The following is a 16,719-nucleotide window of genomic DNA, read 5'->3' as shown; positions in this document are numbered from 1 at the left end:
TCAGTTCAATTTGCTCTTCTCCATCCTGCTGGTGACGATGATCAATCCAGCACAAGCCCAGACCCCGGCGCCCGCCCACTCCAGGCTTGTCTCAACGCGCGACGTTCCCTACGCCACGCCGGCGAACTCGCGGCAGAGAGTGGACATCTATGCGCCGGAGGGCGCGAAGCACTTGCCGGTCGTCTTTTGGATTCATGGTGGAGGTTGGGAGAGCGGCGACCGGACCGCCATCCAACTCAAGCCGCAGGCGTTCGTGGACAAGGGGTTTGTGTTTGTTTCCACGGGATACCGGCTCTTGGCTGAAGTCGAGATGGCGACCATCTTCCGCGATGTGGCCAAGTCCCTTGGCTGGGTCCATGGCAACATCGCCCGGTACGGTGGGGATCCGACGCGTATCTTCGTCATGGGCCACTCGGCCGGCGCACAACTCGCGGCACTGATTTGCATTGATGAGCGTTATCTGAAAGCCGAAGGGGTGCCCTTCACGAGGATCAAGGGTTGCGTGCCGGTGGATGGCGACACTTTCGATGTGCCGGCGATCATCGAGACTGCCGAGACGCGACGCCGGGTGCATGGCCTGCCGCAAGCGAAGGTCGGACACCGCGTGAAGTTCGGCAACGATCCGGCGAAGCACCGGGATTACTCCGCGGTGACGCACGTGACCAAGGGCAGGAATATTCCGCCGTTCTTGATTCTCCACGTGGCCGAGCATCCCGACACGACGGCGCAAGCGCAACGCCTCGACGCTGTGCTGAAGGACGCTGGGATTTCCAGCAAACTCTTCGGAGCCAGGGACACCACGCACAGTCGCATCAACGAAAACCTCGGTCTGCCGGAAGATGCGCCCTCGAGGGCGCTATTCGAGTTTGTGGCGGAAATGCTGAAGCGGTGAGATCCACCGGGACTCGATCATGTCTCAATTTCCATGAAACCCATCGAAGTGCTGCTCTCGCCGATCCGGACCGCCTGTTGGTCTGGCCTTGCCGTCGGGCTCCTCTTGGTCAGTCCGGTTAACGGGGCAGGGGAGCCCCTCGTGTTGCCAGTGTGGCCGGGAGCGGTTCCGGGGGATTACGGCAAGATCGGTCCCGAGCGCGTTCGTTCGCCTTCCTAAGCTCCCACCCAGGATGCCAAGTGGATCACCGGGGTGACCAAGCCGACGATCACGGTGTTCCGACCGGCCAAAGACCGGAGCACCGGGGCGGCCATGATCATCTGTCCGGGGGGAGGATACTGGAACTTGGCCTGGGATCTGGAAGGCGAGGAGGTGGCCGCCTGGCTGAACACGGTTGGAGTCACGGCGTTTGTGCTCAAGTATCGTGTGCCGCGCCGTCCGGGCCAGCCGGAGCCGCTGCCGGCTCCGGGACCTTTGCTGGACGCGCAACGGGCGGTTAGTCTGGTGAGGAGTCGGGCCGCGGAATGGGCGATCGATCCGAAACGGATCGGCATGGTTGGATTCTCGGCGGGCGGGCATCTGGCTGTGGCTACGGCGACGCACTTCGACCAGCGCGCCTACGAGCCGATCGACGAAATGGATCAGATCAGTTGCCGGCCCGACTTCGCGATCGCCGTTTATCCCGGTTATTTCATCGAACAGCGGCCTGCGGGTCAGGAGATCAACAAGGATGTTCTCGCGCCCTATGTTCGAATTCCGAAGGACACGCCACCGATCCTCCTGGTGCATGCAAGCGACGATGCGGTGGCCGGAGCGGAGAACAGCGTGGTGTTGTACCTCGCTTTGAAGCGGGCGAAAGTGCCAACGGAGATGCATGTCTATGCGCAGGGCGGCCACGGCTTCGGGGTTCGCAAAAGCAGCCTGCCCTGTTCGACCTGAACGGATCGCTGCGTCGCCTGGCTGAAGAACCAGAACATGCTTGGTCCGCAAACGGAGTGAATCCGCCGGCTGCCCACCCACCTCCGGCCGTCGGGCCGGTGGATCATGGGTGCGGCGTGCTCCTCCGCTTCAAAGCGGTGAAGGATAGCTCCAGGTTGCGATGGCCTGCGAGGATGAAGAGTTTCACGGGGCTGCTCCGGGCCTTCGGCCAGGCTGTGAGCGGGCGATCGACTGCCGTCGATTTCCCCAACGTGCGCAAAATAGGCCTCGGCATAGTTCACCCCATGTTCGAGCTGGCCCAGGGTTCCGTAGTGATCGTGCAAACCGGCCTCTCCGCCGCGCCGTGCGATGTCGGGATGTAGTCCACCCGCGGATCGGCATCGGCCACCAATTTCTGCACCGTGCGGATGGCATGCATGTTGTCGCGATTGTCCATGCCTCGGATCCTGGGTACGACAGCGTCGTCGACCCCGGGAGGGGTCGCAGCGCGGTAATTCCAATTTGCTTTCAAGATGAGCTTAATTCGCTGGTCTTTTCCGTCGCAGGCGGCGTTGCTCGTCAGTCACAGATCCTTTGGATATGCTCCTTGCTCGCGCCTTGGCTGGAACGAAATATCCTGCGCGACTTAAGCTCATCTTGAAAGCGCATTGGAATAAGGAACCGTGCAACATGGGGGATCAGCTGTGGTGGTCTCAAGAATGTTCCCGTCTCCGCAGATATTCGCAGCTAGAAGTCAGGAGGCCTGAAGCTCAGGGATGAGCGGCGCCCCCTGCCAATGAAAAACCGGCCCTGGAGGCCTGAAACCCGCACCCCGCGGGTATTGGCACCTGCGACGCTGGCATCCCTCCAGGATGCACAGGCTTGGGCGACCCGGTGGACCGGTGGTATCGTCGCTGCGCTCCTCAACCACCGGCTAATAGCTGGCAAGCCTCCGGCTTGCGACTGAGCCGCTTCACGTCACTGTCAGTCTTCCTGCGTCCGCTTAAAATTCAGCAGGGGTCAGTGCCATGCCGAATTCGCTGCGTGGATCGTAGGCAAATGGTTTGCCGCGGGCTCCAAGGATGACATCTCCGATGAGTAAAACACCATCGGCTGGAGAACCCTTTTCCAATTTGGTGACGAAAATCTAGCGCGCGTCGGTCTTGACCATCGTGTCGCAAAACATCCACCCTCGCCGTCCCGGGGGACCGAGATTCCAGTCGTGCTTTGCGGCTGCGGGAAGGGCGTCGCTTTGGGTGAAATCGGGTGTCTTCCAGGGCCGGTTCTGTCCGACGGCCCTAACCGCGACGGGCGTGGCGAAGCCTGCGGCGATGGCCACGAATCCAAGGAGAAGGTCAGGAGGCCATGGCAAGTTGCTTGCTCGTGTTGTTGAAACCTTGAGGTGGCAGGTTCGGAAGAGTTTTTCATGGCACCTCAAGGCCCTTCGCAAGGACGGTGTCCGGTTTGTCCTGGCCGGCTTTGACGGTGTATTTTCCGGGCGCATAGACGCGAGGAGTGAAGCTCGCGCCCTGTGACCTGACCGTGTAGAGAATCTCTCCGGTGGCCTCGGCGATGACTTGGACGACCGGATTCGCCGCGCCCTCGAGCTTCACCGCGGGGAGCAGTGCGTGGACTTTGCGGCCGTCATTGGCGGCCATCGCGACGGTGATGGGCCAGCCGGGAAACTGCGCCTGGTCACCCTGTTTCACATCGGCGAATCGCGGCCAGCACTCAAAGGTGATCGTGCGTTTCTTCTTGTTGAAGCGGGCGATGCCATAGCCGTCGGAGCGCTGTTTTTCGTCGCTGACGTCCTTGGGGTTGGCGTAGGCCATCATGCTGAGTTTATTCCCAAGGCCGTCGTGGAAATCGCCTGTCCATGACAGCGGACTGTTCGGCACGGGGTTGGGGCCGGGTTTCTCATCCAACGGATGCCACCAGCGGCCGTAGATGGTGTTGACGAGCGCGGGACTGGTGAAGGCGTAGGGTCCGTCGCCGAACTCTCGGATGCCGTTTTTCACCACGACGGCGAGATGCTGATCGCCGCAGAGATGCACGGCCCAAGCGCGGCGGATTTCCTCCAGCGCGAGATTACGTCTGCTCTGCGGCCAGCCGTTGCAATCGAGATCGGCCAGCAGGCGTCCGTCGCGTTTTCCATGCATGTGGACGGCGCCGCAGAAGGCGGTGGCAGAGAGCACGCACTTCATTTCCGCACCGGTCCAGTCCTGCCCCCAGGCGTGGAGGAATTTTTCCTGGCGCTCGCCCAGGAGTTGCAGGCCGGGCAAGTCGATCGCCTTGGGGTCATAGGAAGGATCGTTGATGTGATCCGGCCGCGGTCCCATCTGCGGAATCTTTCCGGCGGGTCCGCTCTTGAACTTGCGGTCTTCGAGCAGGGCGAAGTCCACGCCCCCGACGATGAGCCGCGTAAAATGGACCGTGATGCCGCGCTGGACGGGTGCCGGGTCCACGGGGTCGGGCAGGTGCCAGGATTGCTGGCGCTGGACCTGGTTCACATACTCGACCGGGTAGCGATAGCCGCCGTCCGCATCGCCGGGGATCGTCGAGCGTTTTCCGTTTTCCCCCCAGAGATTTCCGTGGCCCACATCATGATCGTCCGGAATGCAGAGGGTCGGACGGTCGCGCATGATCTCTCGGAATTGAAGGCCAAACTCGATCCAGCCCGCCGTGTGCTCGGTGTGCCGGTAGGTTTGGTCTCCGGCGAAGAACAGAAGGTCGGGATTTTGCGCTTTGAGATTGTCGATGATCTCCGGCCGCAGACCGGTGGTGCGGCTGGAGTTGCAGGACATGTTCGCGATGACGATCTCCTCCTGGTGCGCCGGGTCACGGCGGATCAAGCCCTCGAACTTCGCGTTGTCGCCGTGCCGCACGCGGTAGGCCAGGTCTTTTGCCGCGTCCCATGGCTCCACGCGGAAATGGGCATCCCAACCGGGGTAGAGCACTTCCGATTTCGCGATCTCCACCCATCCGCTGTCGCGCCGCACCTCCAGCCTTGCCACGCGGGGTTCGCCGGGTTTTAAGGGGAAAAGCTGGGCGGTCATTTTCATCACGCCACCATGCAGGGTGTAGAGGGCAAACGCCACGACCTGATCGCGCGGCACGTCCATGGTCGGCGGCGGATTTTCACCGCGATTGTTGCGCCGGCCGTTGTTGGACGCGGCGGAACCTTTGTTCCACCATTCGCCGGTGGCGAGCGAGTCGAGGTTGGGGAACTCGGGGCCGAAGGGCTGCGTGGGGTTTTGCGCGAAAGACGCTTCGGGTTTGAGGGCGAGCGCGCCGACCCCCATGGCGGTCAGTTTTAGGGCAACGCGGCGGTTGATGGGTTTCATGGATATCGATCAGATTGTTTCCCCGTGCAGCGCGATCAAGAGTTTTCGCGTCCTGCGAGCACTGAAGCCCGGGCGAGCTCCGTGCATCCCGAAGGGGTCTGTCGTGTGGTGCAGGGTGCCCAGCCTGCCGTATCGCCGACGGCCCGTCGGCCCGGCGGGGGGAGAACGAGGCCCTGCCCTGCTCTCCACGCGCCTGTTTCCCTTCGTCGCCCCGCAGGTTGGTCAGCCTGCGCCACAGCCGACAGGGCTGTTTGCGTTACCACAACAACCCGGTCACCGACAATCGTTGGATGCACCGAGGCGAGCGGATGCCCTTGAGCCGTGCTTGTGTTCATGACGGTTGAGAGAATAAGGTGGTCGAGTTGAAGTTCGAAACGGCAATGGATCCGCATCTCGACGCTGCTGAGTTGGTGTTTCCGGGTTGAAGCATGCAACGGTCCCTGAGAAGTGACTTGGATGCAGTGCCTGAGCACTCCGGACGGGTCGGGCGGCTTCTCGATCGGAATGGCGCGGCGGACCTTTTCGATCCGAAGCCGGAGTTGGACCGACGGCACGGGGAGAAGTTCGACGTGGCCGGTGAAGTGCTTCGCAAAATCATCAAGGTTTGATGGCTGCATCATGGCATTGGTTAGTTTGGCTGGTGATGCTGGGAGCCTGCGGAGCCGAGGCCGCGGTGGCTTCCCGCGAGGCGTGGAAGCTCGAGTGGCGGTTGTTTACAGCGGCCCTCGATAAAAAGGGAGTGGAACGATGGAGTGCCGTCACGGTCACGAATCGTCATGACCTCGCGGGCCGGAGCAAAGGACCCGCGTTCTTAGCCATGATGTCCGATCGCTGGCCTCCGGGGTTCGTGCCTGTTTTCGATGTCGAGGAGGCGGGGACCGTGGTCTGGAGGCGTCGAGCGAAACGCGGCCAGGAAAATTCGGCGGAGCCCTTGTTCTTCGGAATGCCGGGAAGGGATGAATCCGCGGCGTTGCTTCTGGCGGGCGCTTGGGAATGCACGGCGACCAACGCTCTGCGGTCCAAGAATTACTTCGGCTGGGAACTGACTGTCGATGAGCGGGACGTGTCAGGGCGCTTCGATCCTTCCTCAGAATTCCGATTTGCCTACATGACGGGCGGTTCTTTCCGTTCGAATCGGGTCGAATTGCAGGTGGAGTACATCGCGGATCGGTATCAGCTCACGGGGACTTGGAAGGAGGGGAAGATGCGCGGGGTGTGGCGGCATTTGGAGCATGAGGAGCAGGGGACTTGGGAGGCGGAACGTCCGGCGGGTGAGGTCAGGATTGCGGAGGCAGGCCCGGCGGTAGGGCTGTACGAATGGAGGAGGGAAGCGGAGAAAGGGATGGAGAGGCGGTATCGATTGGAGGGTGCTCCGGGGCTGGGTCCGGAATGGGTGCGTTCCGTCAAGCCTCTGGCGCTTGTGTGGCGCCCATGACCCTCAGGAGACCGAGGTTCCGCGTGTCACCCCGAGCTGATTGATCACGCGCAGTTCCTGCCAGACTGCCGCGCCTGAAATCACGCCGCGAAACAAGCGGTCATAGGTGTCAAGCGTCTGCTGCACGAGCGAGGCGGACTCATCGAGAAACTCGATGCGGAAATGTCTGGCGCCTGCGGCTCGAAGTTTGTCGAACCCTTCGGCTCCGGTTTGCGCCAGGGCATTGAACAAGGTGTTCCGGCAGCCTGCGTCGGCCTTCAAGGGATGTCGCAAGCCAACGCGGTCGCGCAGCCGGACTTCGTGCTTGTCGCAGGGCCGGCCGCAGTCGCGGTAATCCTTGCCTTGAGACAAGAACGCACAAAACACGCAATGCTCCATGTGAAACATGGGCATGTGTTGGTGCAACGTCAGTTCAAGCACGCCCGGGTCGAGGTGACGCAGCAACCCCTCCACCTGTTGATGATTCAAATCATACGAGGCGGTGACGCGCTCGAGGGGGCCATGTTCCAGGAAAAACCTGGCGGACAGTTCATTCGCGACATTGAGGCTGAAATCGCCGCGAAGACGGCATCCTTTGAAAAAGTGAAAATGGTTGTAGTTGCGGATGAGATAACCGTCCGGCTCCGCCGATCGGATTTGGGACAGGATCCAATCCTCTCCCGGCTTGAAAATGCGGGGCGGGGCGGCCCAGATGCGGCGGGCGCCGGATGTTTGCGGGTGCTTGCGAAACTCGGCGACGGCGTCGCGATGGCGCTTCGGGTTCTCGAATTCGCAATAGATGTCGGGGACGCCGAAGTCGAGGGCGGCCTGCAATTGTTGGAGCGTTCGTACCAGCACCGAAAGCGTGAGAGGGTGGGACGTGCGGTGTTGGGAATCCGAGCGCGGGAAAGGCGCAGCAGCGGGTGGAGAATCCGGGCGGGCCGCCGGATGCAAGGTCCATCGTGATGGAGCGCGCTGCTGGAGCAACTGTTCGACGCTGCGGCGGCGGAGCGCATTGAGTTCGCTGACAGGCAGCATCAACTCCCCTTCGAGGGTGGATTCGATCGATCCGAGATGGAAAGGAGTTCCACCGAGCCGTCCGAGTTGTTCCTTCAGCATCAAAGTGGTGAGAGGTCTGGTCCTGGCGGCGGCCAAGGGCAGGGAGGACTCCACGTGAACGCTGCGGCCGGCTTCGTCCCGGACTTCGACATGGAGCGGGCCTCCTTGACGTCCGGAGACGGTGAAGCCAAGCGGGCGCGTGTGACGGGGAGGGCCTGGGGCGAAAGTCTGGCGGAGCTCACGATTCAGCGCGGGATCGTCGGTTTTCCAGAGTCGATCACCTGGATGGATCCGGGACCAATCCACATCGCCGCGTCCAAACTCGAGGCGAGTGAGTTTGCCGCGGGGGAGGACCTGATAGATCCGGCCTCCTTGTTCCTCGGTTTCGGGCGAGCCCTGATCGAAGACGACGCCATCGCCGGCGTGAATGGGAGCTTGGGGAATGAGTTCGACGAAGTGACGTCCAACCCGCTGGATTTCTCCCAAGAGCACGCCGCGTTTCTTGCCGAATCGAGCGTGGACCAAGGATTGATTGTCGATCCCTTTGAACCAGCCGGTGGAGAGGCCGCGGGAAAAGGCCATTTCCAACCGGTATCTTTTATGGACTTCATCCATCGCGGGCTGGGGTGTGCCCGACAACCGGTCGAGTTCACGACGATAGACCTGGGTGACGCTGGCGACATACTCGGGCGATTTGAGGCGGCCCTCGATTTTCAGGGAGTGGACGCCCAGGCGGAGGAGATCCGGGAGCACTTCCAATCCGGAAAGATCCTGAGGGCTCAACAAGTAGCGGCGGCCCTGGAGAGGAACTTCCTCTCCGTCGCGGAGAAGGTCGTAGGGCATGCGGCAGGCTTGGGCGCATTCGCCGCGGTTGGCGGAACGTCCTCCGAGCGCTTCGCTGGTGAGGCATTGGCCGGAATAGGCGACGCAGAGAGCGCCATGAACGAACACTTCGAGGGGCATGGACGCGATCGGGGTCGTGGCGCGAATGGCGGCGATATCTTGCAGCGAACATTCCCGGGCCAGGACGACCAACTGGCATCCCAGCCGCCGGGCGAATTCAACTCCGGCCGCGCTGGAAATGGTCATTTGCGTGGAGGCGTGAATGGGAAAATCGGGGGAGAGTTGGCGAATCAGGCGGCAAATCCCCGCGTCCTGAACGATGGCGGCATCCACGCCGTGTTCCATGAGGGCGAGGAGATCCTGACGCGCCATTTCCAGTTCATCCTGGAAAATGAGTGTGTTGAAAGTGACGTAGCCGCGGGCGCCTCTTTCATGCAACCACGGCATCAGACGGGGCAGATCTTCCCGGGTGAAATTATCCGCGCGCATGCGCGCGTTGAATCGTCCGAGGCCGAAGTAAATGGCATCGGCACCGTTCTCGATCGCGGCGCGGGCGCACTCCCAATTGCCCGCTGGAGCGAGCAATTCGGGCGCGCGCTCCGGCAGACGGTGGGGAGCGTGGGATGGTGATGGCGGCGCGGGTGCCCTCATCCGCCCAAGTCAGGGTTTCGCGGCAATACGATAGAAGCGCGCGCGGGTGCCGCCGATGAGGGTGTCGAAGAACTCCGAGACCGCGCTGGTGGCCGTCAACGTGCGGAGTACGGTCCAGTTCGCAAGGTCGGACGAGACTTCCAGTTGGTAAGTCACCCCAGCCGCGGACGCGAACGGAAGCCGCAGCACAAGGTCCGTTTGAATCTCCGGGGATTGGAATTGGGGGGCTGCCGCCACGGCGCCTCCTGCGGCACGTCCCGCATGGTCCAGCGACCGGCGGAACATGGGCCAGGGGGTGTCGGCGAGGCCGGTGGTGCCTTTGATGGCGTAGACCTTGCCGTCGAGGGAGCCGAGATAGACGACGCCGTCCTTGTCGAGAGCGGGCGAGGAATAGACTTCCCCTTCGGTGGCAAATTCCCAGCGTCGCGAGCCATTGGGATTGAATGCATACAATTTACGATCGAAGGATCCGACGTAAATGGTGCCGTCCACGCCCACGGCGGGCGAGGAGAAGATGAGCACGCCGGTGGTCACATCCCATTTCCGGCGTCCAGTCGAATCGACCGCGTAGAGGCGTCCATCGTCGGTGCCGAAATAGAGGGTGCCATCTTCGCCGAGGGTGGGCGAGGAGCGAATGGCGTTCAAAGCGGTGAAAGACCAGCGCCGGGTGCCATCGGAGTTCAGCGCGTAAAGCCGGCGATCGAGGGAGCCAAAGTAGATGGCTCCATCCGCGCCGAGAGTGGGCGAACTGATGATATCCGCACCCGTGGCAAACTCCCATTTCTTGGTGCCGTCCGGGTTCAGCGCGTAGAGCTTGCGGTCCTGGGAACCGATGTAGATCGTACCATCCGATCCGATGGAAGGAGAGCTGGCGATGGTGTTGCCCGTGACAAACTCCCACTTCTTGGCGCCGTCTTTCGACAGGGCATAGACTTTGAAATCGTAGGATCCGATGAAGACATCGCCTGAAGCGGAAATGGCCGGTGTGGAATAGATTTCCGCGCCGGTGGCAAACTCCCATTTTTTGTTTCCCTCGGGGTCGAGGGCATAGACTTTGCCGTCGAAAGATCCGATCAGGATGGTGCCGTCGGGCGCGATGGCGGGGGAGGAATAGAGTTCCCCGCCCGTGGTGAAGCTCCACTTCAAAGTGCCGTCCGGACGCAACGCATAGACTTTGCGGTCATCCGCGCCGAAGTAGAGCGTGCCGTTGGCGGCCATGGCGACCGAGGTTCGAATGGGTCGTCCCACGGTAAAATCCCACAACTTGGCGCCGAGTCGTCCGACGATGAGCGTGGCTTTCGCGCTCGTGGCGGAACCCGCGGAGTTGGACACGGTGACGGAGTACCCGCCCGACTGCGAGGATTGAACGGCATCCAAGGACAGAATGGCATTGGTGCCTTGGGGCAGATTCACTCCATTGAAATTCCACTGGAAACGCAAAGGGGGCGAGCCGGCGGCTGAAACGGAGAAACTCACCGAGGTGCCGACGAGCACCACCCGGCTTTGCGGCTGGGTCAGGATCGTCGGTGGGGTATTGGGAACGGAAACCGTGTAGCGGAAGGTACGCGTCGCGGTGTGCCTTCCGTCGCTGGCGGTCACGGTGATCGTCGTGGTCCCGGTTTGATCGGGGTTAGGGGTGAGTGTGAGGATGCGGCTTTCGCCCTCGCCACTGAAACGAAGGCCGGAAGCGGCCAGGACCGTGGTCTGATCCGACGTGGCGCTGAGTTGTACTTGGGCAATGGGAGTGTCGGGATCCCGCACCACCAGGGCGACCTCGACGGGGGCGTTGATTTGTCCGGACTGGTTGGGAATGGCGTTCAAAATGGGTGGCAGCGTGGGGACATCGTCGTCGTCAAGAATCGTGATCGTGGCCTGGGCGCGCGCGAGCGTGGCATTCGTGGGCGAGGCGAGTGTGACGGTAAAGGTTTCGGTGGCTTCGTTGACGCGGTCCGCGATCAACGCGACAGGAATGGTCAAGCTGCTTTGGCCGGGATTGAACGTGAGCAAACCCTCGTTCGTGACGTAATCGGAGTTGGCCTGGGCGGTGCCATCGGCGGTTGAAAAAGTGACCGTCACGGGCTGTCCGCTCGCATTTGAAAGCGATACGGTGAGCGAAACGGTGCTTTGGCCGGAATGGCCTTCTGTGGCCGAGGCGTCCCTGATCGTCAGCGTCGGAGCGACGTCGTCGTCCAGAATCGCCCCGGTGGCCGTGTCCTCATTGATGGTGGCGCCAACCGGGCTGGACAGTTTGACTTGAAACGTCTCGCGGGGTTCGTCCACCAGGTCGCCGCGAACGGGAACGGGGATGGTCTTGGATGTTTCCCCGGGCTGGAAGACGAGCTCGCCTTTGACGGCGGTGTAGTCGATTCCCGCGGTGGCGCTCACGTCGAAGGACTCGTAATCGACGGAGACGGGTTGGCCGCTGGGTGTGGACAGCAGCACGGTGAACACCGCATTGGTGAAGCCCGTGTTGCCCTCGAGCACATTGCGTCCGACGATCGAAAGCGTGGGCGCCAGGTCGTCGTCGAGGATGGTGACGGTGGACTCGGCTCGTTCGATCTCGGCGTTGACGGGCGCGCTGAGCTTGAACCTGAGCGTTTCGTTCGACTCGTCGGACGTGTCACCGGCGATCTGGAGGACCACCGACTTTTCAGTTTCTCCCGGCTCAAAGACGATTTGGCCGCTGGTCGGGAGGTAATCCTCGCCGGAAAGCGCGGTTCCGTTTGCGGTTTCGTATCGGACGGTGACCCGCTGCGAGCTGCCGCTGGTGAGGCGGATGGTGATATTCGCGGGGAGAAGTCCCGCGTTGCCTTCGTCGGTTTCGAGATCTTCCGCGCGGATCTTGGGGGCATCGTCGTCATTGAGGATGGTGCCGACGGCGTTGGTTCGGGCGATGGCGGCGTTGGAGGGGGAGGCCAGGACGACCCGGAATTGTTCGTCGGGTTCGTTCACGATGTCGCCCAGGACGGGGATGCCGATGGATTTGGAGGTTTGTCCCGGGGCGAACGTGAGCGATCCCGAGGCGGCGATGAAATCCTCCCCGGCCTTGGCCGAGTCACTTTCGGTGGAAAAGGAAACCGTGACGGTCTGGCCACTGGCCGCCGAGAGGGTGACGGTGAAGAGGGCTTCGGTGGACCCGCTGTTCCCTTCCGGCAAAGCGGCGTCGGCGATGGCAAGACTGGGAGCTACGTCGTCGTCGAGGATGGCGACGATGGCGGTTCCCTCATTGATCTCCGCGTTGACCGCGCGATCCAGGAGGAGTTCGAATGTTTCGCGTGATTCGTCGATGAGATCGCCAAGCACCCTGATGGTTACGAGCTTGGTCGTTTCTCCCGGCTGGAAAACCAGGGTGCCCGAGTTGCGCACGTAATCTGATCCCGCGAGCGCAGTGGCGTCGCGGGTGCCGAAATCGACCGTCACGACTTGTCCGCTGGGCGTCGAGAGGAGGACAGTTACATCGACGTGGGTGGGGCCGGAGTTGCCTTCGATGATATTGCGACCCACCACGGAGAGCGTGGGCAGCAGGTCGTCATTGCGAATGGTGATGGTCGCTTCGGCGCGGGCGATGGTGGTGCTGGTGGGGTTGCTCAGGCGGAACAAGAAGTTCTCGTCGGGTTCGTGGATGGTGTCCGCCGTGACGGGGACGGTGATGGTTTGGCTGGTGACACCGGGTTCGAAGGTGACCACGCCCTGGACCGGAGTGTAATCACCATCTGCCGACTTCGCGGAGCCGTCGGCGGTCGTGAAATCGAGCGTGATTTTTTGGGCGCTGGGACTCGTGAGAGTGACCACGACTTTGGCTTCCGTCGACCCGGCGTTGCCTTCGGGAAGGGTCAGATTTTCCACGCGCGCCACCGGGGGAATGTCGTCGTCGGTGATGGTGCCCAGGCCTTCCTCTTCGCCGGGGAACAGGATGGCATTGGCCGGGTTGCTGAGGCGAAGCGTGAGTTGTTTGTCAGGTTCCTGGATCAGATCGGGGATGACGGGGACGAGGATTTCCAGGCGGGTGGTGAGAGGGGGAAAGACCAGGCGACCGGCGCGCGCGACGAAATCCCTTCCCGCCACCGCCGAGCCATTGACCGTGTTGAACTCGACGCTGACTTTCTGAGGGCTGGGATCGGAGAGCAACACAACGAACGCGAGTCTGTTGGTGCCGCTGTTTCCTTCCGTCACGCCCGCGTCACTGATGCTGATGAAGACGGGATCTTCGTCGTCTTGAATCGTGCCGATACCCTGGCTGTCCGCCAGGATGGCGTTGACCGGGCTGCTGAGGTTGACGAAAAAAGTTTCGTTGTCGCCGTCGGGAACCGTATCGCCGATGACCTGGATTTGGATCGATCGGGTGCGGATATTCCGGTCGAAGCGAACTTCGCCCCTGGACTCAACGAAGTCGGAGCCTCCAGTCGCGGTGTCGCCAAAGGTGGAGTATTGAACCGTGACGACATCCGCGCTCAAAGCCGAGAGCGTCAGGTTGAAGGTGAAGGTCCTGAATCCCGCGTTGCCCTCCAATCCTCCGGAATCGGTGATGCTAATGGCGGGAAGATTCTTGGGTTGTTCGATCTTGATGTTCGCCGCCGCGGAAGTGGCTGCCAAGCCCTCGTTGTCCGTGGCCACCGCGGTGATGCGATAGTCTCCCGGGGGGAGGTTGGTGGCGATGGCATTGTAGGGGCTGGAGGCATCTTCGCCCACCAAAGTGTTGCCGGCGAAGAAAGCCACTTTGGTGACCAGACCGTCGGGATCGTTGGCCGCGGCGGTGAGGATGATGGGCTCTCCGGCCGTGAACGAGGCGTTGTTGGTGGGTTGGAGCAGGTTGATCGCCGGCGGCAGATTTTCGGCCACCACCGTGAGGATGCTTTCCGAACTTGTGACGGAGCCTGCGGGGTTTGAAATCTGAACGGAGTAGCGGCCGGATTGCGCCACCTGAACGTTGGTCAGGACGAGGTTGGAGGAAGTGGCGCCGGAGATGGGGTTGGTGTTGAAACGCCATTGGAAGGCGAGGGGATCGCTCCCGTTCGCGGCGACGGAAAGCAGGACGGTCGCGCCGACGTTCGTTGTGAGAGAAGCGACGGGCTGTTGCACGATGGCAGGGGGAACGAGCGGACGTACGACCGTCAGCACAAAACTGTCGCTGGCGCTGAGTTCGCCGTCCGACACGGTCAGCGTGATCGTGGCTTGTCCGGCCTGGTTGGGAGCGGGTTCGATTTGCACGCTCCGGAAACTGCCGTTGCCACCGAGCACGATGTTTTCATCCGGAACCAGGGACGGATTGGAGCTTAGTTTGGAAACACGGAGTTCCGCGGCCGCGGTTTCGGCATCGCGGATGGTGAAGACAATCGGAGGCGTTTTCACGTTGACCTCCGTTTGGCGGTCTTGAATGTCCTGAATGGAGGGAGGTGTGTTCGCGCGGATGACGGTGAGCACAAAGGTGTCGGAGGCGGTGGCGCCATCGGGATCGCGCACGGTGACCGTGATGGTGGAGGACCCGGTCTGGCCGGCGGCAGGCCGCAGGGTAATGCGCCGGAAAGGTCCGTTGCCTCCCTCAATGAGAATCGCCTCGTTGGGGAGCAGCGTTGGATTTGAGGAATTGCCGACCACCACGAGCCCCACGGGGGTTTCGTTGTCGAGAACCGTGAACGAGTAGGGCCCCGCCACGGTGCCTTCCAGCAGGGGTGGTGGATTGGGGATGTCGGTGATGGTGGGGGGGGTGTTGACGTTGACCGTGATGACGGCCTCCCGGCTGCTCGCGCTGCCGGCGAGGTTGCTGGCGCGGAGGGTGTAGCGCCCGGCTCGTCCGGCCATGACATTGGGCAGGACGAGATTGTTGTTTGTGGCGTCCGATATCGGCTGGTTTTCAAATAACCATTGGTAAGCGATCGGAGGAGAGCCCGCCGCGCTGCCGAACAGGCTGACGGTCGCTCCAGCTCGAATCGATTGAGATTCCGGATGAACCAGGAAGATCGGAGGAGTGACCACGGAGAGTTCGGCGGGGTTGCTCAGTTTTCCGCCGAACGCGTTGGAAACGGCCACGGAATAAGCACCTGCCAACGAATTCGTCACGCCCTGCAGGGTCAGGATGCTGTTCGTCGCTCCTCCAAGATCCGCGCCACGATACTTCCATTGATAGGTCAAGGGTGGCTGTCCTGTCGCCACGACGGTGAAGAACGCGGTGGATCCACTCACGGCGACCACGTTGGTGGGGTGCTGGGTGATCAAAGGCAGGGGATCGATGACGCTCACTCGGAACCAGTTGGTGGCGGCGCCGCCGTTTTCGTCGGTGACGATCACCGTCATTTCCGTCGTGCCGGGAACACCGAGGGGCGCGATGCGAATGGATCGGTTGAGGCCATCGATGCCGACCAAAGGGTCATTGGCGACGATGGTGGGGACGGACGACTTGACGGAAATCGCGAGAGCTGACGTTGAGGTTTCCACGTCCTGCACGGCGAAGACGGCATTGGTCGTCACCCCCAGTGGCACGCTGAGGTCCGCGATGGCGCCGAGGACGGGGAGGTCGTTGACCGGAGTGACGGTGACTTCGATTCGATTCGTCACGGACGCCGCGCCGTCGCTCAGGACGAGGGAGAGACTGGCTGCGCCGAATTGATTGGTGGCGGGAACCAGCAGCAACGACCGGGCCGACCCTGAACCGCCGGTCGCCATGCCTGCCGCCGGAAACAACGCCGGATTGGATGAGAAAACCTGGACATTGAGACCTGAGGCGAGTGTTTCAAGGTCGGCGACCACGAAATTTAGATTGGTGCTGGTGTCCTCGGGCAGCACGATGACCGAAGGCAAACCTGAAAACGCCGGCAGAACGTTTGTGGTTTGAACAGTCACCACGAAGGAAGTGGTGGTGTTGGCCAGGCCGTCCGTGGCCAGGAGCGAAATGCTGGTTGTCCGGAGCGGCCCCACCGAAGTGAGTTGGACGATCCAAAAGGAAGGGTCCGTGGGATCGCGAAAGACGAGAGGAGGCGCGATCACGTCGGGGTCGGCGGTGCCCGCGGTGAGGGAAAGCATGTTGGTGGGGCTGTCCACGTCGGTGACCTTGACCCGCACGTTGAGTGTGGCGTTGGCACCCAAGGTTTGCGCGGTGACGCGTTCAATGAAGGGAGGATCGTTGACGGCGGCGAGGTTGAGGTTGAGGGTTTTGGCGTCCTGTTTCGCACCCCCGGTTCCCGTATTCCCTTGATCGTCAATCAGGATGTTCAAGCGGTCCTGGCCGAAGACATCCCGAAATCCCAGGTAATTGAGTGTGGAAAGCGCGCTGTTGAGGGCGGCCAAAGAACCCGTGACGATGATATTCGTCTGGCGGTTGGCGGTGCCGTTCTGAAACGTCAATCCAGTCGTGTCTCCAAAGGCCACGAAACCGTTGGTGGCGGCCAGGGCAAGCCGCATGGAGCCGCCGCCCGCGTCGGGATCTGAAACGCGGACGCCTCCGAGCAGGAGGGCGGTATCCTCGGTGCCGGCAAAACTGGTGTTGGAGAGCAGCACCAAGGGCGGGTCGTTGACCGCTCCGACCGTGACGGTAAAGGTGCGCGTGGTGGTGAGGGAAAACCCGGGCACGAAAGTGGCCGCGGCGGGTGTGTCCTGAATGCTGA

Annotated in this window: 8 protein-coding genes; 4 read left to right on the top strand and 4 right to left on the bottom strand. The window is 62.0% G+C overall.

All coding sequences use genetic code 11. From position 1 onward, the window contains the following. The first annotated feature begins 37 nt into the window (after window positions 1-37). The 3 genes from FJ404_12670 (at window position 38) to FJ404_12660 (ending at window position 1,831) form a co-directional block, all read left to right on the top strand. Window positions 38-892 (top strand): alpha/beta hydrolase, encoded by an 855-nt coding sequence (locus FJ404_12670; protein ID MBM3823718.1) that lies wholly within the window; start codon window positions 38-40, stop codon window positions 890-892. A gap of 33 nt (window positions 893-925) precedes the next feature. After that, complete coding sequence (locus FJ404_12665; GenBank protein ID MBM3823717.1) at window positions 926-1,111, top strand: hypothetical protein; 186 nt, start codon at window positions 926-928, stop codon at window positions 1,109-1,111. A gap of 93 nt (window positions 1,112-1,204) precedes the next feature. Next, entirely contained in the window at window positions 1,205-1,831 is a 627-nt protein-coding gene (locus FJ404_12660; protein ID MBM3823716.1) for an alpha/beta hydrolase, read from the top strand. Window positions 1,832-2,957: 1,126 nt separating this feature from the next. Here the strand turns inward: FJ404_12660 and FJ404_12655 are convergent. Together FJ404_12655 and FJ404_12650 are read right to left on the bottom strand one after the other, a co-directional pair. Then, window positions 2,958-3,182, bottom strand: a complete 225-nt coding sequence (locus FJ404_12655) for a hypothetical protein (GenBank protein MBM3823715.1) — start codon at window positions 3,180-3,182, stop codon at window positions 2,958-2,960. Window positions 3,183-3,234: 52 nt separating this feature from the next. Beyond that, entirely contained in the window at window positions 3,235-5,154 is a 1,920-nt protein-coding gene (locus FJ404_12650; protein MBM3823714.1) for a metallophosphoesterase, read from the bottom strand. A 607-nt stretch (window positions 5,155-5,761) separates the two neighbouring features. Here FJ404_12650 and FJ404_12645 point away from each other — a divergent pair. Further along, on the top strand, window positions 5,762-6,589 hold the full coding sequence (locus FJ404_12645) for a hypothetical protein (GenBank protein MBM3823713.1): 828 nt from the start codon (window positions 5,762-5,764) through the stop codon (window positions 6,587-6,589). Window positions 6,590-6,592: 3 nt separating this feature from the next. On the opposite strand, the gene FJ404_12640 is transcribed toward FJ404_12645, so the two are convergent. Then, a complete protein-coding gene (locus FJ404_12640; protein ID MBM3823712.1) occupies window positions 6,593-9,121 on the bottom strand; it encodes a U32 family peptidase in 2,529 nt (842 codons plus the stop codon). Between the two features lie 9 nt (window positions 9,122-9,130). After that, the coding region (locus tag FJ404_12635; protein MBM3823711.1) for a hypothetical protein at window positions 9,131-16,719 on the bottom strand (7,589 nt) is incomplete at its 5' end.

It is taken from the genome of Verrucomicrobiota bacterium (assembly GCA_016871495.1).
GTDB lineage: Bacteria > Verrucomicrobiota > Verrucomicrobiia > Limisphaerales > VHDF01 > VHDF01.
This window is presented reverse-complemented; position numbering and strand designations above follow the sequence as displayed.